Consider the following 19394-nt stretch of genomic DNA (forward strand, 5'->3'; position numbering starts at 1 on the left):
GATTGCCTCGTCAATTGATCGCCGCAACGGCCGCGGCCAAGCCCTTGAGGGTCGCGGTTACGTTGATCGTCCTGCCATCCGTGGTCGGGAAGGAGATGACGGATGCCGCGGCCTTCGAAATCTGTTCGCGCATGATCGGACCAACCGGCAGCATGCCGACGCAGACGGCCTGATTGCATCCGTCGAGTTGAATTTTTATCGGCTCCTTGCGCCCCTCGAACGTCAGCGAGACAGGAGCGTCGCTCTTGGCGATCGGCGGGGCGCGCAAGATCATGTAGGGGTTGCCTTCCTTGGTGGCGGCAAGCGACCAGCTGAACGCAACCTGTCCTGCCTGGTCCTCGATGATCTGGGTGACATTGCAGACCTTTTGGCGCGCCTTCAGGTTCTCGTCGCAGATCAGCGTCCAGTTCTCGAACGGACGGGTGGTCCGTTGATATTCGCCAAGCTTCGCATCCGCAGGGATCGCTACGTCGGAAGGTTTTACCCTGTAGCCGGAAGGGATTGCTTCCTGCCCGGCCGCTAACGGGCCGGACAGGAGCATTGACGTCATGGATATCGCGACAGCAAGGACTGCCTGCCTGATCATGGCCGGGCTCTAGTTCAGCGTAAGGCTGACGCCCGCGCCGACACCCCAGTGTCCGCCTGCCGTCGTACCGGACAGGTTCGCTCGAACACGTCCTTCCTCGCTGGTGTAGCCGGCGCCGAAGGCCAGGGCGCCTTCACCGCGCCAATAGCCTCCGCCGGCGGCCACGCTCAGCTTGCCGGGACGATCGTCGTAGCGCAGCGAGCCGGCCGCCAAGCCGATTGCCGCAGCCTGGCGCGCCTCGCCCCTGACCTCTCCCATGTCCATGTTGAGCTGGCTGAGTTTGGAGTCCGCATACGCATTGGCTTGCTGCAGCGTGGTGGCCGCCACCTGGTTGGTGTAGTTCTTCGAATTGTCCAGGTTGAGTGCTAACCCGCTGTTGAACTGCTGAACATTGACCGCATCGGTGTTGGCAACGCCCGGCCCGACATTGTGGATGACCACCGGCGTGTTCGGGTCGCCGCCGGCAAGGGTAATCGAGTTGGACTTGTTGCCGTTCCCATCCTTGTCGTACTGGACGGCGAACTGATTCAGGTCGCCGACGCTACCCTGCATGGCTTCGACCGCCTGGTTGGTGGCGAAGAGCTGGCTGCCGTTGATGGCGTCGGTGGAGGTGCCGCTGATCCGGCCCGCCGCGACATTGGTGACGGTGCGCTCGTTGCCGACGGTGCCGACGCTGACCGTGCTCGTCGGAGCTGTTCCGGCGAAGGTATAGGCAACGCCGTTGATCGTTGTGCCGGTGGTGGCGACCGCCGCCGCCGTCGTCGAGCCCGCGCCGAGCGCGACGCTGCCCGGCTCGTTGGCCTTTGCGCCGGCGCCGAGCGCCACCGCCTGCGCTCCGTTGGTGGTCGCGTTGGTGCCGAGGGCGATGCTGTCGGCCTGGTTGACCGTCGAATTCTGGCCGATCGCGATGCCTCCCGGCGCCGTCTGCTGCACGATGGCGCCATTGCCGATGCCGATGCCGTTGTCGCCATTGACGGTGGTGCGCGGACCGACCGCAACCGAATCGACGCCGACCGCAAGCGAATCCGCGGCCGTCGAATTGGCGTGGAAGTACAGGCTCCCCGTCACCGCGAACGAGCTCAGCGCGCCCTTCAACTGGCGAAGCGTGACCGCGTCCTGGTCCTGCGTCCCGTCGGCCACGTTGATGATCTGGCGATAGGAGGTGGAGGTGCCGACCGAGACGGCGCCGAGCAGGCTCATGTCCGCGGTGTTGTAGGGAATGAGGCCGGTGCCGGAGAGGATCGATCCCGATACGGGCGCGACCGCCCGATCCGAAACCGAGCCGGCGCCGAGCGCCACGCCGCCGATGACGCTGGCCTGGGTGTCGCGGCCGAGCGCCAGCGCATTGTCGGCGCTCGCGGTCGCCTGGTAGCCCAGGGCGGAAGAGCCGATCCCTTGCGCGAAGGAGTCCGCGACGGCAAGCGTCCTGTCGTTGGTGCGCACATAGCGGATGCCGTCGCCATTGGCGTCGGTGTAGGCCAGCGAGGTGTCGCCGGTAATAGTGCTGATCGAATTGCCGAGATTGGTGATGTCAGCAGTATTGGCGGCGATATCGGTGGTGTTCTGCGTCACCTGTTGGTTGGTCGCAAACAGCTGCGAGCCGTTGACCGCATCGGTCGAGGAGCCGCTCAACTGCCCGGCCGCGACATTCTGGATCTGGCGTTCCGCGCCCACCGAGCCGACCGAAAACGCTCCCGCCGGCGTGGTTCCGGCGAAGGTGTAGGCAACGCCGCCGATCGTGGTGCCGCCGACCGCCGTGGTCGCGGTCGACACCGCATTCGCGCCGATCGCCACGTCGCCGGCATTGTTGGCCACGGCATTCGGGCCGATGGCAACGGAATCCGTCCCCAGCGCCTGCGAATCCGCCAGCGTCGAATTGGCGTGGAAATACTTGATGCCGCCGCCCGTGCTGATGCTGTTGATCGTGTTGCCGAGATTGGTGATGTCGGCGGTGTTGGCGGCGATGTCGGTCGTATTCTGCGTCACCTGCTGGTTGGTGGCGAAGAGCTGCGAGCCGTTGATCGCGTCGGTCGACGAATTGCTGAGCCGGCCCGCCGCGACATTGGTGATGGTGCGTTCCGCGCCGACCGCGCCGACGCTGACGGTGCTTGCCGGCGTCGTGCCGGCGAAGTTGTAGGCGACGCCGCCGATCGTCGTGCCGGCGGTGCCGACCGCCGCGGCGGTTACCGAGCCCGAGCCGAGCGCCACGTCGCCGGCGTTGCTGGCGTTGGCGAGGGCGCCCAGCGCGATTGCATTCTGGGCGCCGGCATTCGCTCCTACGCCGAGAGCGGTCGCTTGAAAGGCGGTTGCAAACGCGTTCTGGCCGATCGCGGTGCTGGACGTGGCTGTGGCATTGGCGTTGGCGCCGACGGCGGTGCTGTATTGGCCCGAGGCCTTGGAGATGTATCCCATCGCCGTTGCGTCAAGCGCCGATGCGACGGCGCCGCTGCCGAAGGCCGAGGCGTTGGCGTCGGAGGCGCTCGAATTGGTGCCGGCCGCGATGGCGTTCGTCCCCGTCGCGGTGGAGACCGGTCCGATGGCGACGGAGTCCGTGCCCGTTGCAGACGAGTCCGCCGCCGTCGAATTGGCGTGGAAATACTTGATGCCGCCGCCGGTGCTGATGCTGTTGATCGTGTTGCCGAGATTGGTGATGTCGGCGGTGTTGGCGGCGATGGCCGTCGTGTTCTGCGTCACCTGCTGGTTGGTGGCGAAGAGCTGCGAGCCATTGATGGCGTCGGTCGACGAATTGCTGAGCCGGCCCGCCGCGACATTGGTGATGGTCCGCTCCGCGCCGAGCGCGCCGACGCTGACAGTGCTCGTCGGCGTCGTGCCGGCGAAGCTGTAGGCCGTGCCGCCGATCGTCGCGCCGCTGGTGCCGACCGCCGTCGCGGTCACCGAGCCCGAACCGAGCGCTACGTCGCCGGAGCTTGCCGTCGCCGTCGCGCCGTTGCCCAGCGCGACATTGCCGGCAAGGCCGGCTGCACCCGCCGTCGAGCCATTGCCCAGCGCCACGGAGCCTTGCCCGACGGCCTTGTTGTTGTTGCCGATGGCAACCGCGCCTGCGGCCTGGTTTGCGGCTGTGGCGGGTTCCGTGCCGGCGCTGTTNTGCGGCCTGGTTTGCGGCTGTGGCGGTTGCCGTGCCGTCGCTGTTGGCGATGTTGTTGGCGCCGCCGGTGAAGGCGCCGGTGCCGCTGGCATAGCTCGGATCGCCGATGGAGACCGCGCCGTTGCCGTAAGCCGTGTTGCCCGAACCGATGGAGACAGCCTTGCCGCCGGTTGCCACCGCATTGGTGCCCATGGCGACCGCTTCGGCCGAATCCGCCTTGGCGTTGTTGCCCACGGCGATGGCGCTCGTGGCGCTGGCGGTGGAGAGGGCGCCCAGCGCAACCGCATTCTGGGCGCCGGCATTCGCTCCTACGCCGAAAGCGGATGCTTGAACGCCGGTTGCAAACGCGTTCTGGCCGATCGCCGTGCTGGACGTGACGGTGGCGTTTGCGTTGGCGCCGACTGCGGTGCTGTATTGGCCCGAGGCCTTGGATATGTACCCCATCGCCGTTGCGTCAAGCGCCGACGCGACGGCCTCACGTCCTACGGCAGCGGAATCGGCGCCGCTGGCGACAGATCCCCAGCCTGCGGCTGTCGCATAGTTGTTGCTGGCCGTGGAACTGGTGCCGAGGGCTGTGGAATTGCCTCCCGAAGCAACGGACAAGGTGCCCAAGGCATTGGCGCCTGCCCCGGTGGCACTGGCCTGGACGCCGAGGGCAACGGAATTGACACCGCTCGAGATCGTACCTTGGCCAAGTGCCATCGCTCCGCCTGTACCGGAGGCTGTCGCATTCAGGCCGATTGCGACGCCGTATTGGGTCGACGCACTGGCGTTGCTTCCCATCGCAACGGCATCGGCGGAAGATGCTTTCGCGGCGGTGCCGAGCGCGACGGCAGAAGCGCCGGAAGAGACCGAATTCGTGCCGATCGCGATGCTGTTGGGCAGTGCGGTGTTGGCCTGAACACCCGCCAGTGCGCCGACGCCGAATGCGATGGACTGGTTGCCCCAGGCACTGGCGGTGTTGCCCATCGCCGTTGCGCTCGTTCCGGTCGCTTTGGTCAGGACGCCTATGGCAACGGTGTTTTGCTGATTTGCCGTGACATCCGTACCAAGGGCGATGGCGCCCTGCGAGAGCGCGCCTGATCCCGCGAGGGTGCGCCCGCCAATGTTGATGGAGTTGATGCTGGTCGCGGTCGCCTGGAATCCAATGGCGACGGCATTCTGGTTGCTTGCGACGGCGCTGTTACCTTGGGCAATCGAATCCACGCCGGATGCCGTTGCCCCGAACCCGAGCGCGGTGGCGCGCAATCCGGTCGCCCGGGTAACAGGGCCGATCGCGGTCGAGTTGACTCCGTCGGCACGCGCATTATTGCCAAAAGCGGCCGCGCTTGTGGTTGCAACCGAATTGACGCCAATAGCGCTTGCTGCGTCCCCGTTGGCCTTGGCGTTCCCGCCCACGGCGAGGGCATTGACGCCGGTTGCGCCTGCGAAGACACCTATGCCTATGGAATTGAGGCCATTGACACCCATCGCATAGCCGATGGCGATCGTGCCGTCGCCCGTTGCACTGTTGGAACTGCCCAACGCCACGCTGTTATTGCCATTCGTCGCGGCGCCGTTACCGATGGCGACGGCGTTGCCGCCGGTCGCCGAACCGCCGCCAGCCTGATATTGTGCCTGGGCCGGTGTGGCGAGGCCGAGCGCGGCGATCGCGGCCAGGCCGCCGAGCACGCTGGCCGGGCTGACGCCACAGGCCAGAGCCGAACGCACGCTGGTGCCGCTTCTCAATGTTCCCAGACCCATATTCTTGCGACCGAATCCAAGAACCCGGTGAGCCATGCGCAGCACCGCCATCAGGCGGCGCCGCACCGAGCGGCTGTCGGCCGCGCCCGCGATCCAGTTTCCGACAAAGCTTGAAGAAAGTTCGATCCTTCTCCGCCCCTCGACGCGTTTGGTCATGCTAGTTTTTCCTCGCAATTGCCGAGGCGCTCTGATGTGCCGCACCATTCGCCTCGGTGGCCAAAAAATCTTCGAAATTGCGCGTCTTCTCCCGCAACGAGAGACCGACCTTCGCGCCTTGTTTTTCAATCAGCTGATAGGCGCTCGCGACCCATGGCTGCGTCGGCTCTGGAACCGTATGCAGTGCAGCCTCCGTCCGTTCCGGCGGCAGGCTTACCGCCACCAGCGCGCGGCAGAGATCGAAATGAAATCCCGGATCGCCTTCACCACAAGCCGGAGAGGTCAGTCCAAGCACGAAACAGGCCAGGAGATGGTCGAGTTCCGCAGCGCTGATCCGGCTGGCGTATTGGCGTTGCAGTGCAGCCCAGGCCGCTTCGGCCTTAGGCGCGAAGACCTCGATTTCCGCGAATTGAATGTCCATGGGACAATCCGACATGCTGTATCATCTGGTTGCTCCCCCGCCCCAAATGACTTCCATCGCGACCATGAGCACATTCGCGGTGCAGGTATTTTGGAATAATCCGGAATCTTTGTAGGAAAATCCGGTATTTGGTCCCTGCGCGACGACTGTGACTGCTCTGCCACACAACCTTCGACTATACTGAAGATCAATCGAGGTATCGCCGCGGACAATCATGCGCGCCGCAACAAGCGTTAACGTTGCAGCTTCACCTGCCTGGGGGTTCTGTTCCGGTATCTGGACATGGTGACTGTCAAGTGGCTCTGGTCCGAGAATCCACTGAGATGAGCGACTTCCGCAATCGACAGGTCGCTCTCGATGAGAAGTTTTTCGGCGAAATCGAGACGCAGCCGCAGCAGATATTTGTGCGGCGGCTCGCCAAAAGTCTTGGTGAATGCCAGGATGAAATGGCTCGGCGAAAGGCCACAGAGTGCGGCCAACTCGGCCACCGCGATCTTGCTGGAAAAATTTACCTCCAGGAATTCCCGCACCCGCCGGGCGCTGCGGTTCGACAGACCGCCCTTTGGGGCTTGTGGCAACTTTCGCGCTCCTGCGTAGTTCCGAAGCAAATGGACGGCGAACATGGTGACCAACGAATCGACATAGAAGTCGTTTGGAGTTTCCCGATCCGTCAGTTCCGCCTTCAGCAACTGCGCGAGTTGCAGCGCCTGGAAGTCGACGGTCCCGAACGGCGGCGGTTGAAGCTCGGCATGGCCGGTGTCGAATTCACGCGTTGCCAGCTCGAAGAGACTCTCGGGGGTGAGCGCCACGATTACGCTTTCCGTGGTGGATGACCGGGTCACCTTGCCGCCGAGATCGGCTGGGACGATCATGATCATACCGACGTCGCCGTCGTATTCGTGGACTTTGTCGCTGCCCAGCGATGCCGCTATCCCTGGTGAGGGTGCAAGCAGAACCGAAGCGAAATGTTCCGCCGCTTTGAATGTGTGTGATCCCGGCCGATGAACGACATGAGCCGCGCCGCCTCGAAACGTGACCAGGTACCGCCCCGCGCTTTCCGGAATTCCGTCGAAGATGCGACGATCCGCGCGCCGCCGCTCTGTCCCGGCGCTTTCCTGGACGTTGCCTCTATGTTGCATCTTCGTCTCTGCCACTGCTGCGTCGATCAATCCAATCCTGTGCTGTATGGAGGCGCCCAGAATTCACGTTTGCTCCTGGGCGTCCCTTCGAATCCTACAGATGCTGCATTATATTGAAAGAAGAATTTGAGCTCAAATGAAAATTTTACCAGGATTTTGACTATAAATTTACAGGTTTGAATTTTTAGCCAAAGCTTTCTGACCATTTTCCGTCTTTATCTTACCATTTGTGCCTAGTTATTGTGCACAGTGCGCCATCACAATCCAGCGTTGTATTCTGAATATAGATCGCGCGGCCATTGACGGAGCTGGTCGACTATCTGTCATTGCCACGGACGATCCAGCAGCAGTTATCGCCCGAACCATGGCTTCTTTCCCTTGTGCTTCTTCATGGCGGTGGCCAAATGGCCTTGATCCGAAAATCCCGCGAGGTAAGCGACTTCGGCGATGGCGACCCTCCGGGAGCGATCCAGGGCTGCGGACAGAGCATATCCCGCTCCCCCGCATGGTTGCTCTTCTGGGATTGGCATTTTCGGGGATTGTGTCGAGGGCGTGCCGATTGACCCGATCGGCGCCTGCGCTGCGTTTCCTGAACCTCGCCCGCATTTTTCATTCAGCCTTGCCTCAGCCGCTTTGCCAGCCCATCGAAATTCCGTGCCGTGCAAACAGCCAACCCGGAAAACCGGACGGTAATTTGTATCCCCCATAGTCCTGCCCAAAGGCAGCGTAGCGCATCCCGCGGATAGAAAAAACATTGTAAGTGAAGAAAAAAATTCGCGCGAGAAAAACATGGCCTGGTTTGGCCAGCGCTACGGAATTATCCGGCTCACGCAGGCCTGCTAAAGATCGCCTCGGCGTTTCTCGTACAGATCCCAGGACAGCTCGACCATGGCCAGAAGAACGTCTTCCTGGCTCCACCCGGCGGCAACCGCCGCCTCGACAATTCCGCGGACGAGCGGCAGCAATTGGCGCTCGCATTCGGCCGACAGGTTGGCCTCGGCGCCGTCGGCAGGCGGACTATCGAAATCAAATCCCACCATCGGCGTTCCCCCGCCATCAATGATCTAATGAAATGTATGTCTCTGCAATCATACTCCCGTCTAATATACATCAATCGGTAACGAAACACAGCAGCGTCGAGATTGACAGGGCATGGCCGCCCCGATTGCAGCGGCTCCATGGTTCGTCTGGACGTCTTTTTTGGCCTCCTGTTGCCGGCATTGCATATCTTGGATGCGAACCCCAGGCATTCGCGTAAAGCTATCGGGATCCTGGCGAGCTTTGCCGCATGGAGCGGAACCTGCCGCTTCATGGCATCGATGAAGTCGATCAGGTCACCGGGCCGAGCAGGACCGAGCCATCCGGCACCCCGCCATCGATCGGGATGGCTCTGCGGTTTGCGCTCGCCGCCATCGGCTGGCCGATGTCGGACGTCACGATGACCGGGCTCTTCGACGGCACGCGGTCGTAGAGGTCGATGATGTCCTGATTTATCAGGCGCACGCAGCCTGACGAGACGGATTTGCCGATCGAGTTCCATTCCGGCGAGCCATGCAGGCGGTAGAGCGTGTCGACGTTGTCGTGGAACAGGTAGAGCGCGCGGGCGCCGAGCGGGTTCTTGAGGCCGCCGGGCATGCCGCCGTTCTTGGCGCTGTATTCTTCCAGTTCAGGCTGGCGGGCAACCATCTCATCGGGCGGCGTCCATTTCGGCCATTTCTGCTTCCACTGGACGACGGCGTCTCCCGACCATTCGAAGCCGGCGCGGCCGAGGCCGACGCCGTAACGGATCGCCTGGCCGCCTTCGCGCACCAGATAGAGGAAATGGTTGGTCGTATCGACGATGATGGTGCCTGGCCGCTGGCCGGTCGGATCGGGAACGATCTGGCGCAGGAACTGCGGGTCCATCTTCTTGATCGGGATGGCCGGGAGTTCGAACCCGCTGTCGGAAATCGGGCCGTACATCGTCGCATAGTCGCCGAGCGGCGGCTCGTCATAGGTCGGCGGTGGCGGTTCGACCGGCGCCGGCGCCGGTCCGGTGGTGGTGCAGGCGGAGACCGCAATCGAAGCGGCGCCAAGGGCTGCAGCATTCAGAAAGCCGCGACGGCTCAGGCGATAGGGGTCGATTTCGGTCTTCAACATGGTTGCCTTTTTTAAGTCTCGAATCGCAAGAAAGCGTGAATGCCTTCAAGCGGCGCAGTGGTCGGCCTCCCCCAATGCCTGACGCGATAGGCGGTTCCGATTCTGGCCTGAGGGTGGACAAACAAAGGCGAAGCTGTGACCGCCCTGCCACTGTTGCTCGAAGGCAACAGAGTGATCAGCCGCCGGTCAGCAGGCCTTCAAGCGACGGCAGGATCAGCGCCGGCGGGAAATCCCGGTATTCCTCGGGCTGGTTGGCGCGGTTGATCCATACGGTGCGAAAGCCGAATTTGGTGGCGCCGGCGATGTCCCAGCGGTTGGACGACTGGAACGAGACGGCGCCCGGATAGAGCCGCCAGCCCGTCGCCACCATGTCGTAGGTCGACGGGTCGGTCTTGAAGCGCCTGACGGCGTCGACCGAAAAGATATCGTCCAGCACCTGGTCGAGGGCGGCCGACTTGACCGCCGCTTCCAGCATCTCGGGCGAGCCGTTGGACAGGATTGCGAGCTTGGCGCCGGATGCTTTCAGCGCCTTGAGCACGGCCGGCACTTCCGGATAGCAGTCGAGCCGCCAATAGGCTTCGAGCAGCTTGGCCTTCAGTCCCTTGTCGGCGGAGGGAACCTTGCGCAGGGCGAAATCGAGCGCCTGTTCGGTGAGCTGCCAGAAATCGGCATAGCCGCCCATCAGCGTGCGCACCCAGGAATATTCCAGCTGCTTGGCGCGCCAGATTTCCGAAAGCAGCGGGCCGTCGGGGCCGATCTCGCCGTCGTGACGGCGCACGGCGGCGTGCACGTCGAACAACGTGCCATAGGCGTCGAAAACGTAAGCCGCGTAATGCATGGCGACAGTTTTGAGGGCAGGCGGCGCAAGGTGCAAGCATCGATTGTAGTCTTGATCGCTTTCTTGGGGCGCTCTGGCCTCAACAAAAACCGCTCCATGCCGGTTGACGGCGCCGGTCAAAGCATCTTCCAATGCTTGGCACAGGCAGCTTTGAAGCGGAACCGAACAATGACACTGGCGACTGCGGCGCTATCGGCGACATGGACCTTCGTCGACGGCGACTGGTACGAAGGCAACGTCGCCATCCTTGGGCCGCGCAGCCATGCCATGTGGCTCGGCACCAGCGTCTTCGACGGCGCCCGCTGGTTCGAAGGCGTCGCCCCCGATCTCGAACTGCATGCCGCCAGAGTGAACGCCTCGGCGATCGCGCTCGGCCTCACGCCATCGATGAACGTCGACCAGATCGTCGGCCTGACCTGGGACGGGCTGAAGAAGTTCGACGGCAAGACAGCGGTCTACATCAGGCCGATGTACTGGGCCGAGCATGGCGGCTATATGGGCGTGCCGGCCGATCCGGCCTCGACCCGTTTCTGCCTCTGCCTTTACGAATCGCCGATGATCTCGCCGACCGGCTTTTCGATCACCGTGTCGCCGTTCCGGCGGCCGACCATCGAGACCATGCCGACCAATGCCAAGGCCGGCTGCCTCTATCCCAACAATGGCCGCGCCATTCTCGAAGCCAAGGGACGCGGCTTCGACAATGCGCTGGTGCTGGACATGCTGGGCAATGTCGCCGAGACCGGAACCTCGAACATCTTCCTGGTCAAGGACAGCCACGTGTTGACGCCGGCGCCCAACGGCACCTTCCTGTCCGGCATCACCCGCTCGCGCACCATGACGCTGCTTGGCGATTACGGCTTCAAGACCACGGAGAAGATGCTGTCGGTGCGCGACTTTCTTGAAGCCGACGAGATATTTTCGACCGGAAATCATTCCAAGGTCGTGCCGATCACCCGCATCGAGGACCGCGATCTGCAGCCCGGGCCGGTGGCCAAGAAAGCGCGCGACCTTTATTGGGAATGGGCGCATTCGACTTCCGCCGGTTGAGCCGCTAAAAGGCAATTGGCGCTTCATTCCGGAGTTGTTCCAGATCAATGCAGCCCTATCTTAATCCGGTATCCGCACCGGATTTTTCCATGAGGAGTATGACCGATGGCTTTTGAATTGCCCGCCTTGCCCTACGACTACGAGGCCTTGCAGCCTTACATGTCGAAGGAGACGCTGGAGTATCACCACGACAAGCACCACAAGGCTTATGTCGACAACGGCAACAAGCTGGCCGCCGAAGCGGGCCTTGGCGATCTGTCGGTCGAAGAGGTGGTCAAACAGTCGTTCGGCAAGAATGCCGGCCTCTTCAACAACGCAGCCCAGCACTACAACCACATCCATTTCTGGAAGTGGATGAAGAAGGGCGGCGGCGGCAACAAGCTTCCGGGCGCCCTGCAGAAGGCTTTCGACGCCGACCTCGGCGGCTACGACAAGTTCAAGGCCGACTTCATCGCCGCCGGCACCACGCAGTTCGGTTCGGGCTGGGCCTGGGTCTCGGTCAAGGACGGCAAGCTGGCGATATCCAAGACGCCGAACGGCGAGAACCCGCTCGTCCATGGCGCATCGCCGATCCTCGGCGTCGATGTCTGGGAACATTCCTATTACATCGACTACCGCAACGCGCGGCCGAAATATCTCGAGGCCTTCGTCGACAGCCTCATCAACTGGGACCATGTCCTTGAAATGTACGAAGAGGCGAAAGCCTGATCGACCCAGAGAAGCCCCGGTACTCCGGGGCTTTTCTTTCTCAGCTGAAGCAGCAGGCACACAAAATTCGGCGGAATCCGGCCGGCGGACAGGGAATAATCCCGGCCCGCCCTCCGTTAACGGTAGGTCGCGACCCCTCATCATCCTGGAGCCAATTGAATGAGAAAGCTTGTTATCGCCATCTCTATGCTCAGCCTCGCCGCCTCGGCGGCTTTTGCCGACCCGATCCTCGACCGACAGGGACTGATGAAGGAACGAGGCAAGATCGTCGGCGGCCTGTCAAAAATCGCCAAGGGCGAGGCAGACTTCGATGCCGCCGCCGTGCTGACGGCGCTGCAGGCGCTGCAAGTCAATGCCGAGAAGTTCGATGTCGACACGCTGTTCCCGGCCGGCAGCGACAGCGGTGATACCACCGCCTCGCCCAAAATCTGGAAAGACATGGCGGGCTTCAAATCGACCGAAGACAAGTACCTCGCCGACGTCAAGGCCGCAGTCGCCGCCGCACCCGCCGATGTCGATGCGCTGAAGGCGCAGATCGATACGCTCGGCAGTGATTGCGGCACCTGCCACAAGACCTATCGGGTGAAGAAGAGCTGATCCCGGGCAATGCCCTTGTGGAAAAAATTTGTCGGCGCCGCCCTTGTCCTGGGCGTCGTCGGTGCCGGCGCCGGCTGGCTGTTGTCGGCGCCGGTCAAGCTCGACACTGACACCCTGGCGCAGCTCGGCCCCGGCGACGCCGCCAGGGGCAAGCGCATTTTCAATGCCGGCGGCTGCACCTCCTGTCACGCCAAGCCGGGCTCGCAAGGCGACGGCCGTTTGCAACTGGTCGGCGGCCTCGAGCTCAAGACGCCGTTCGGCACCTTCGTGCCGCCCAACATCTCACAGGATCCCAAGGACGGCATCGGCGCCTGGACGGTCGAGGACCTTGCCAACGCCATGCTGAAGGGCGTGTCGCCGTCGGGCGAGCATTTCTATCCGGCCTTTCCCTACGCGTCCTACGCCCGGATGAAGCCGGCTGATATTGCCGATCTCTATGCGTTCCTGAAGACGCTGCCGGCGGTCGCCGGCAAGGCGCCCGACAATTCCCTGACTTTCCCCTTCAACATCCGCCGCGGCCTCGGCCTGTGGAAGCGGCTCCATCTCAGCAAAGAGCCGGTGATTGCCTTTGCCGATGGCACGCCTGATCTGGTACTCGCCGGCCGCTATCTGGTCGAGGGGCCCGGCCATTGCGGCGAATGCCACACGCCGCGCGACATCACCGGCGGCACCAGGAAGAGCCAATGGCTGGCTGGCGCGGCGGCCGCCGAAGGCAGCGGCATCGTGCCGAACATCACATCGGGCGAAGGCGGGCTCGGTGACTGGTCGGAAGCCGACATCGCCAACTATCTCGAAACCGGTTTTACCCCTGATTTCGATTCGGTCGGCGGCGCCATGGTCGACGTGCAGCGCAACATGGCCGAACTGCCGCCGGAAGATCGCGCGGCAATAGCCGCCTATCTCAAGGCGGTGCCGCCGCATCCCAACGGCTACCCGGTGCGCAGCAAGCCGGCCAAGTGATCCCGGCTACAGGTGGCGATCGCCGAGGAAGTCGAAGCCCGTCTCGAAGAAATGGCTGTAATTGCAGGTCAGTTCCTCGCCGGGTGCGATGTCGCGCAAGGCATAGGTTTCCTCGGGCGAGGAGACATCGCAATTCGGTTCGTCGTCATGGTTCATGTAGCGGGCGTCGTCGGCTTCGAAGACGATGTAGTTCGGATCCCGGCGGTCTGGATAGGAATAACGGTCGAGATAGTTCTTCACCGGGCCGCTCTCGCCTTCATAGGTCTCGACGTCGATGATCCGGTCGAATCTGGGGTCGAGCTTCCAGACCAGCGTGCCCTTGGCAATGTGGTTCCTGGCGAAAACCCCGATGCCCTGGATCGGTGATTTCTCGAGATAGGTGTCGACGAGCAACATAGTGGCCCCTTTGCGTATGTCATGGTCTGGAAGGTGGCGCGCATTGGGTAGCGCGCAGCCATTGCAAATGCGAGTGAAAATGAGCAGCCTGGAATTCAAAAAGTGACGACCGGCGCGCCTCGACGGGCGCGCCTTTCGCATCGACATCAGCGCTGCTGCAAGGCCAGACGGACGCCTAACGCGCAGTAGATGCCGCCAACCACCTTGCCTTGCCATTTCACCACCGACGGATTGCGGCGCAGGAACGTGCCCAGCCGGCCCGCACTCACGGCAAAGACGACTGTGCTGAAAAGGCCGAGCAGAACAAAGATTATGCCCAGCGTCATCAGCTGGAGCATCACCGATCCGTTTTCAGGCCGCACGAACTGGGGCAGGAAGGCGAGGAAGAAAAGCGCCGTCTTTGGGTTAAGCACTTCGGTCAGGACAGCTTGACGAAACGCCTTGCTGGCGGAGATCGCGAGTGCGCCGGCAGTAGGGTCGGCCGGTATTCTCTCGATGATTGCGCGGATGCCGAGGTAAACGAGATACGCCGCGCCGATATATTTTACGACGCTGAACAGCGTTGCCGAAGTGGCGATGATCGCCGAAATGCCGACCATCGCCATGATGGTATGGAACACATCGCCAGCCGCGACGCCCGCGCCCGTCGCGACGCCGACCCTGGTTCCGGAACTCGTCGCTCGCGTGACCGTCAAAAGCGTGGCTGGGCCTGGAATAAACACAAAGCCAAGCACAACCGCTATGTAAGCCGTCAAGGTGGATAGATCGATCATTGCGACGCCTCCGTTGCATTCTCAGCCTTGCCCGTAACCTCGGGTTCGGGCTTGGCCGTAACCTTGAGCGCGAAGGAGTAGGTATAGGCGATCTCCTCCAGCCTTGAAAAGCGGCCGGAGGCGCCGGCATGGCCGGAATCCATGTTGATCTTGAACAGCACCGGATTGTCGCCGCTCTTGCGCTCGCGCAGCCGCGCCACCCATTTGGCCGGCTCCCAATAGGTGACGCGCGGATCGGTGAGGCCGGCCAGCGCCAGTATCGGCGGGTAGTCGTGATCGGCGACATTGTCATAGGGTGAGTAGGCGGCGATCGTTTGGTAATCTTCCGCCGACGCGATCGGGTTGCCCCATTCCGGCCACTCCGGTGGCGTCAGCGGCAAGCTTGCGTCGAGCATCGTGGTCAGCACGTCGACAAAGGGAACCTCGGCAACGATGGCGCCGAAACTATGCGGCGCCATGTTGGCGATCGCACCCATCAGCATGCCGCCGGCCGAGCCGCCTTGCGCGACGATGCGGTCGTGTTGGGTGTAACGCTCGGCGACGAGATGCTGCGCGACGGCGATGAAATCGGTGAACGTGTTCATCTTGTGCGCCCGCTTGCCGTCGTCATACCAGCCATAGCCCTTGTCCTTGCCGCCGCGGACATGGGCGATGGCAAAGACAAAGCCACGGTCGACCAGCGAGAACCAGTTGGTGTTGAACGCCGCCGGAATGGCAATGCCGTAAGAGCCGTAGCCGTAAAGCAGGCACGGTGCGGAGCCATCGAGCGGCGTGTCGCGGTGGTGCAGCAGCGAGACCGGCACCAGTTCGCCATCGGCGGCCGGCGCCATCAGCCGGCGCGTGACATAATGATCCGGATTGTGACCGGACGGCACTTCCTGGGTCTTCAGCAGCACACGCTCGCGGCTGCGCATATTGTAGTCGAAGACCTGCGCCGGGGTCGTCATCGACGAATAGGTGAAGCGCATGATCTCGGTGTCGTATTCATAGGACCCCGACAGGCCGAGCGAGAACGCCTCTTCGTCGAACGAGATCAGATGCTCCTCGCCGCTGCGGCGATCGCGAACGACGATGCGCGGCAGCCCTTCCTTGCGTTCGAGCCTGACCATATGATCCCTGAAGCCGACCACCGACAGGATCAGCCGGCCTGGCTCGTGCGCCACCAGCTCTTCCCAGTTGGCGCGAACCGGGTCATCAGCCGGCGCCGTCATGATCTTGAAGTCCTTGGCGCCGTCGGCATTGGTGAGGATGAAGAAGATGTCGCCGCCTTCTTCCAGATCATATTGCAGGCCAGTCTCGCGCTTTGCCACCAGCTTTGGCTCGGCGAAAGGCTCATCGGCGCGCATCAGGTGATATTCCGAGGTTTCGTGATCGTTGATCCCGATCATGATCCATTCGTTGGAGCGCGTGCCGCCGACATCCATGAAGAAGCCGGGATCGGTTTCCTCATAAATCAGCCGGTCATTAAGGGGGCTGCCGCCGAGCGCGTGGAACAGCACCTTGGACGGGCGATGATTGTCGTCGAGCCTTGTGTAGAAGAAACCGTCATCGGCGGCATTCCAGACGCCGCCACCACTGGTGGCCTCGATCTGGTCGCTCAGTTCCTTGCCGCTGGTGAGATCGCGCACGCGAAGTGTGAAGAATTCAGAGCCCTTGTCGTCGAACGCCCACAACAGCTTGCGGTGATCGGCCGAATGGTCGACGCCGCCGAGGCGGAAATAGGGCTTGCCCTCGGCTTCCGCGTCGCCATCGAGCAGGATCTGCTCATCGCCGCCATCGCGCGGCATGCGGAAATAGCGGGGCTGTTCGCCGCCAAGCTTGAAGGATGAGCCGTAAGCATAGGGGCCATCCTTCATCGGCACCGTCGAATCATCTTCCTTGATGCGCCCCTTCATCTCGCCGAACAGCTGCTTCCGAAGCTCTAGCGTATCGGCCATAAGCACTGCTTGATAGGCGTTTTCGGCTTCGAGATGGGCGCGGATGCGGCCCTCAAGCAGGGAAGGGTCCCTGAACATCGCCTGCCAGTTCTCGGCCCTCAGCCAGGCATAGTCATCTGTGCGGGTAATGCCGTGATGCGTGTCGAAGACGGGGTGTTTCTCGGGGATCGGCGGGCTGGCGGACGGAAAAGCTGAGGTCTTGGTCATTGCGTCTCACTGAAGAAATTACTTGAATGGCAAATGAACACGCCGATCAGCGCGGGTTCAAGGGCCGGGATGTATTGGTTGCGGCGGGCTCGGGAGATGAGCCAAAAGGAGAGGATGATGAATTTCCATATCAACACCGCTGCGGCTCTCGCCGTCGTCGCTTCGACCGTTCTGGCTTTCACCGGCCAGTCTCATGCAACCGCGTTCGCCGCTTGGCAAGTGGCTGGCGTGCCGTTCGGCGACACGCTCAACGTTCGCAAATATCCGTCCGGCACCTCGCAGAAGCAGGCCGCCTATCCCAACGGGACGATCCTGCAGATGACCGGCAAGTGCACCGGCGGCTTGAATCTTCTGGAGATCGCCGGCCAGCCGCACTGGAAACAGAAACAGGCAATTCGCTATCAATGGTGTCAAGTTTGGCACGACCCGGCGCAAAATGGTGGTTTTGTTAGTGGCTGGGTCTATGGAAAATACCTCACGCCGTATTGAATCCGGTCAGACCGAAGATCTTCTTCGGCGGGTTTCGCCAACGCTTTGCAACTTGCGGTTTGGTACGAATCCGACAATCAGCTGCCCAAACCTTGAAGCATAGATCAAGCATCGCTGCCCACTTTATGAGTCCCTGCTGATTTAGCGATGGCGTGACCTTACGTCATGCTAGTCCTGGTCCGACCAGAAAATATCGCGAAGTTACAGAGTGCACGAAAGATTGAAGCTGAAGAGCGACTATTCGATGAATATCGTTGAATATAGCGCAAGATGCGAATTGACTTACTTTGTCTGTGGGCTCATTAAGATGCCCGGACGCGAATCCATGAAGCTCTTCCCGCGTGAAATTCGCGCCATGCCCGATCTTCCAAAAAGGGCGCAAACAGAAACATCCTTCGTTGGGGCCTAAACCATGGATATCGTCGAAACACCTTCCAGAAATAGCGATGCGCTGATCGAGCTGACCGCCGATGTGGTGGCAGCCTATGTCAGCAACAATCCCGTGCCGGTCGGCGAATTGCCGAACCTTATCGCTGATGTCCATGCCGCTCTCGGGCGCGTGGGCGGAGCAAGCGAACAGCCTCCGGCCGACAAGCAGAAGCCTGCGGTAAACCCGAAGCGCTCTGTTCATGACGATTACATCGTCTGCCTTGAAGATGGCAAGAAGTTCAAGTCGCTGAAGCGCCACCTGATGACCCATTACGGTCTGACGCCCGATGAATACCGCGAGAAGTGGAATCTCGACGCCAGCTATCCGATGGTTGCCCCTAACTATGCCGCTGCCCGTTCGCAGCTGGCCAAGAAGATGGGCCTCGGCCGCAAGCGCAAGGGGCGGTAACACCGGCTCCAATGGACAAGATCAACGGCGCCCCTTACGGCGCCGTTTTTGTTTCTAGAACAATTCCAGGAAAACTGCCGAGCGCTTTCCCTTGGAATTGCGTCGAAAGAAGAGAAGATAGAGCAATCAAGCAGTCTGCTTGAGAGCCATCTCGGCGTCCCGCTTGACGCGCTTGACCATCGAGCGCAGGCCATTGGCCCGCTGCGGCGACAGATGTTCGTCGAGGCCAAGCGACCTCAGCGTCGCCTCTGCGTCCGTTTCAAGGATCTGGCTGGCAGTCCGTCCCGAAAACAGCGCCAGCATGATGGCGACCAGACCGCGCACGATATGAGCGTCTGAATCGCCTGTGAAGGTGATGACCGGATCGGCGCCCGGCGCTCGGCTCGTGGTCAGCCAGACCTGGCTGACGCAGCCCGGCACCTTGTTGGCGGCGTTGCGTTCGGCGTCGGGAAATGGCGGCAGCGCTTCGCCGAGCTCGATGACATAGCGATAGCGGTCTTCCCACTCGTCGAGCAGGGAGAAGTCGTCGCGGATCGTCTGGATCGTCGTGGCCATTGCTCGGGATATAGTCATCCGCGGCTGCGGCGTCACGGAAAAAGAAGAAAAGCACCGCAGGCATCGAGAGGTCCGACCGGCCTGCGGTGTCGCTGTAGATACAGCTGAAACGGTGTTTAGTTCTTCGCCACCAGCTTGGCAGGTATGTTGACTGTCGCCGGCAGCACGATGTCCTTGGCGACGCTGCCGGTGGCCAGCGATGTATCGGGCGAGGTCTCGGCGCTCTTGTCGTCCAGCATGGCGGCGGCGATCTTGGCGGTTTCCTTGGCCCGGGCGCTGATCGTATGCATCGCCGACTTGCCGGTTTCGCAGACGTCCGGCTTACGCTCGCAAATGCCGGCGATGTCGCCGACCGCTTCGCGCGCCGCAAAAAGCGCCTGGAACGGCCCGACGCTCTCGCGGCCATCCTCGTCGGGGCCGACGGTCAGCGGCAGCGCCAGCAACACCAGCGAAAACCAGAACGCCATTCTTATCAAAAAGCCCATCGATCTGCCCTCTCGTCCAATGACCGGATCATGCGTCCATGCGCAATGACCTCTTTATATCAGCGACAATGGCACATGAGGCGCAAAGGACGGCTTTCCTGCTCAGTGAAAATTTTCCTCAAATTTTAGGCAAATTCGAAGCGAGGCGTTTTGCAGTGCATTAGCCTCAAATGCCGGCAATTTTCTTAACCTTGCAGTAACCATCTAAGCGATTGTTGCGCATGGATATCTTCAGAAGAGCAGGCATGCCGGCTCAGGGTTTCGCAGCCACGGG

17 protein-coding genes and 1 pseudogene are annotated in these 19394 nt (G+C 61.9%); 6 read left to right on the forward strand and 12 right to left on the reverse strand.

The genetic code is table 11. The features are described 5' to 3' along the window. Nucleotides 1-10 precede the first annotated feature (10 nt). The 7 genes and pseudogenes from X730_RS146140 to X730_RS146120 all read right to left on the reverse strand — a co-directional run bounded on the left by X730_RS146140 (nt 11) and on the right by X730_RS146120 (nt 10128). Nucleotides 11-586, reverse strand: coding sequence for an invasion associated locus B family protein (locus X730_RS146140; protein ID WP_023670757.1), 576 nt, complete (start codon nt 584-586; stop codon nt 11-13). A gap of 9 nt (nt 587-595) precedes the next feature. Next, a pseudogene (locus X730_RS1000000169240) lies at nt 596-5591 on the reverse strand (YadA-like family protein). 1 nt (nt 5592) lies between these two features. Beyond that, a complete protein-coding gene (locus tag X730_RS146135; RefSeq protein WP_023687221.1) occupies nt 5593-6012 on the reverse strand; it encodes a hypothetical protein in 420 nt (139 codons plus the stop codon). A gap of 233 nt (nt 6013-6245) precedes the next feature. Further along, on the reverse strand, nt 6246-7181 hold the full coding sequence (locus X730_RS01000000164600) for an AraC family transcriptional regulator (RefSeq protein ID WP_023826775.1): 936 nt from the start codon (nt 7179-7181) through the stop codon (nt 6246-6248). An 809-nt stretch (nt 7182-7990) separates the two neighbouring features. After that, the gene (locus X730_RS146130; protein WP_023684556.1) at nt 7991-8191 is read right to left on the reverse strand and encodes a hypothetical protein; all 201 of its coding nucleotides are present in this window, start codon (nt 8189-8191) and stop codon (nt 7991-7993) included. A 289-nt stretch (nt 8192-8480) separates the two neighbouring features. Further along, entirely contained in the window at nt 8481-9290 is an 810-nt protein-coding gene (locus tag X730_RS146125) for a L,D-transpeptidase (RefSeq protein WP_023692792.1), read from the reverse strand. Nucleotides 9291-9465: 175 nt separating this feature from the next. Continuing rightward, the gene (locus X730_RS146120; protein ID WP_023743721.1) at nt 9466-10128 is read right to left on the reverse strand and encodes a haloacid dehalogenase type II; all 663 of its coding nucleotides are present in this window, start codon (nt 10126-10128) and stop codon (nt 9466-9468) included. A gap of 168 nt (nt 10129-10296) precedes the next feature. Between X730_RS146120 and X730_RS146115 the strand changes: the two genes are divergently transcribed. The 4 genes from X730_RS146115 (at nt 10297) to X730_RS146100 (ending at nt 13440) form a co-directional block, all read left to right on the forward strand. Continuing rightward, the gene (locus X730_RS146115; protein ID WP_023732041.1) at nt 10297-11175 is read left to right on the forward strand and encodes a branched-chain amino acid aminotransferase; all 879 of its coding nucleotides are present in this window, start codon (nt 10297-10299) and stop codon (nt 11173-11175) included. A gap of 105 nt (nt 11176-11280) precedes the next feature. Continuing rightward, a complete protein-coding gene (locus tag X730_RS146110) occupies nt 11281-11883 on the forward strand; it encodes a superoxide dismutase (protein ID WP_023673687.1) in 603 nt (200 codons plus the stop codon). Between the two features lie 159 nt (nt 11884-12042). Then, a complete protein-coding gene (locus X730_RS146105) occupies nt 12043-12480 on the forward strand; it encodes a cytochrome c (protein ID WP_023684552.1) in 438 nt (145 codons plus the stop codon). A gap of 9 nt (nt 12481-12489) precedes the next feature. Further along, nucleotides 12490-13440, forward strand: coding sequence for a cytochrome c (locus X730_RS146100; RefSeq protein WP_023705447.1), 951 nt, complete (start codon nt 12490-12492; stop codon nt 13438-13440). 6 nt (nt 13441-13446) lie between these two features. Here X730_RS146100 and X730_RS146095 read toward each other — a convergent pair whose 3' ends face one another. The 3 genes from X730_RS146095 to X730_RS146085 form a co-directional block, all read right to left on the reverse strand. After that, on the reverse strand, nt 13447-13836 hold the full coding sequence (locus X730_RS146095) for an SET domain-containing protein-lysine N-methyltransferase (RefSeq protein WP_023673684.1): 390 nt from the start codon (nt 13834-13836) through the stop codon (nt 13447-13449). A 146-nt stretch (nt 13837-13982) separates the two neighbouring features. Continuing rightward, nucleotides 13983-14609: a LysE family translocator gene (locus X730_RS146090; RefSeq protein WP_023702202.1), complete on the reverse strand. Its 627-nt coding sequence runs from the start codon at nt 14607-14609 to the stop codon at nt 13983-13985. Next, nucleotides 14606-16753 (reverse strand): S9 family peptidase, encoded by a 2148-nt coding sequence (locus tag X730_RS146085; protein WP_023826776.1) that lies wholly within the window; start codon nt 16751-16753, stop codon nt 14606-14608. Before X730_RS146085 ends, X730_RS146090 begins: the two co-directional genes overlap by 4 nt. 114 nt (nt 16754-16867) lie before the next feature. On the opposite strand from X730_RS146085, the gene X730_RS146080 reads away from it, so the two are divergent. Together X730_RS146080 and X730_RS146075 are read left to right on the forward strand one after the other, a co-directional pair. Further along, a complete protein-coding gene (locus X730_RS146080; RefSeq protein WP_023702200.1) occupies nt 16868-17242 on the forward strand; it encodes an SH3 domain-containing protein in 375 nt (124 codons plus the stop codon). A gap of 412 nt (nt 17243-17654) precedes the next feature. After that, nucleotides 17655-18080: a MucR family transcriptional regulator gene (locus tag X730_RS146075; protein ID WP_023673680.1), complete on the forward strand. Its 426-nt coding sequence runs from the start codon at nt 17655-17657 to the stop codon at nt 18078-18080. Between the two features lie 126 nt (nt 18081-18206). On the opposite strand, the gene X730_RS146070 is transcribed toward X730_RS146075, so the two are convergent. Continuing rightward, entirely contained in the window at nt 18207-18635 is a 429-nt protein-coding gene (locus tag X730_RS146070; protein ID WP_023673679.1) for a SufE family protein, read from the reverse strand. Nucleotides 18636-18751: 116 nt separating this feature from the next. Next, complete coding sequence (locus X730_RS146065; RefSeq protein WP_023684546.1) at nt 18752-19120, reverse strand: DUF5330 domain-containing protein; 369 nt, start codon at nt 19118-19120, stop codon at nt 18752-18754. Between the last annotated feature and the right edge of the window lie 274 nt (nt 19121-19394).

The organism is Mesorhizobium sp. L103C131B0 (genome assembly GCF_000502275.1).
Classification (GTDB): Bacteria; Pseudomonadota; Alphaproteobacteria; order Rhizobiales; family Rhizobiaceae; genus Mesorhizobium.

What these genes read in the sequence shown, in the direction of transcription:
- X730_RS146140 (WP_023670757.1), bottom strand. Translation starts at nt 586, where the DNA reads ATGATCAGGCAGGCAGTCCTTGCTGTCGCGATATCCATGACGTCAATG.
- X730_RS146135 (WP_023687221.1), bottom strand. Translation starts at nt 6,012, where the DNA reads ATGGACATTCAATTCGCGGAAATCGAGGTCTTCGCGCCTAAGGCCGAA.
- X730_RS146130 (WP_023684556.1), bottom strand. Translation starts at nt 8,191, where the DNA reads ATGGTGGGATTTGATTTCGATAGTCCGCCTGCCGACGGCGCCGAGGCC.
- X730_RS146125 (WP_023692792.1), bottom strand. Translation starts at nt 9,290, where the DNA reads ATGTTGAAGACCGAAATCGACCCCTATCGCCTGAGCCGTCGCGGCTTT.
- X730_RS146120 (WP_023743721.1), bottom strand. Translation starts at nt 10,128, where the DNA reads ATGCATTACGCGGCTTACGTTTTCGACGCCTATGGCACGTTGTTCGAC.
- X730_RS146115 (WP_023732041.1), top strand. Translation starts at nt 10,297, where the DNA reads ATGACACTGGCGACTGCGGCGCTATCGGCGACATGGACCTTCGTCGAC.
- X730_RS146110 (WP_023673687.1), top strand. Translation starts at nt 11,281, where the DNA reads ATGGCTTTTGAATTGCCCGCCTTGCCCTACGACTACGAGGCCTTGCAG.
- X730_RS146105 (WP_023684552.1), top strand. Translation starts at nt 12,043, where the DNA reads ATGAGAAAGCTTGTTATCGCCATCTCTATGCTCAGCCTCGCCGCCTCG.
- X730_RS146100 (WP_023705447.1), top strand. Translation starts at nt 12,490, where the DNA reads ATGCCCTTGTGGAAAAAATTTGTCGGCGCCGCCCTTGTCCTGGGCGTC.
- X730_RS146095 (WP_023673684.1), bottom strand. Translation starts at nt 13,836, where the DNA reads ATGTTGCTCGTCGACACCTATCTCGAGAAATCACCGATCCAGGGCATC.
- X730_RS146090 (WP_023702202.1), bottom strand. Translation starts at nt 14,609, where the DNA reads ATGATCGATCTATCCACCTTGACGGCTTACATAGCGGTTGTGCTTGGC.
- X730_RS146085 (WP_023826776.1), bottom strand. Translation starts at nt 16,753, where the DNA reads ATGACCAAGACCTCAGCTTTTCCGTCCGCCAGCCCGCCGATCCCCGAG.
- X730_RS146080 (WP_023702200.1), top strand. Translation starts at nt 16,868, where the DNA reads ATGATGAATTTCCATATCAACACCGCTGCGGCTCTCGCCGTCGTCGCT.
- X730_RS146075 (WP_023673680.1), top strand. Translation starts at nt 17,655, where the DNA reads ATGGATATCGTCGAAACACCTTCCAGAAATAGCGATGCGCTGATCGAG.
- X730_RS146070 (WP_023673679.1), bottom strand. Translation starts at nt 18,635, where the DNA reads ATGGCCACGACGATCCAGACGATCCGCGACGACTTCTCCCTGCTCGAC.
- X730_RS146065 (WP_023684546.1), bottom strand. Translation starts at nt 19,120, where the DNA reads ATGGGCTTTTTGATAAGAATGGCGTTCTGGTTTTCGCTGGTGTTGCTG.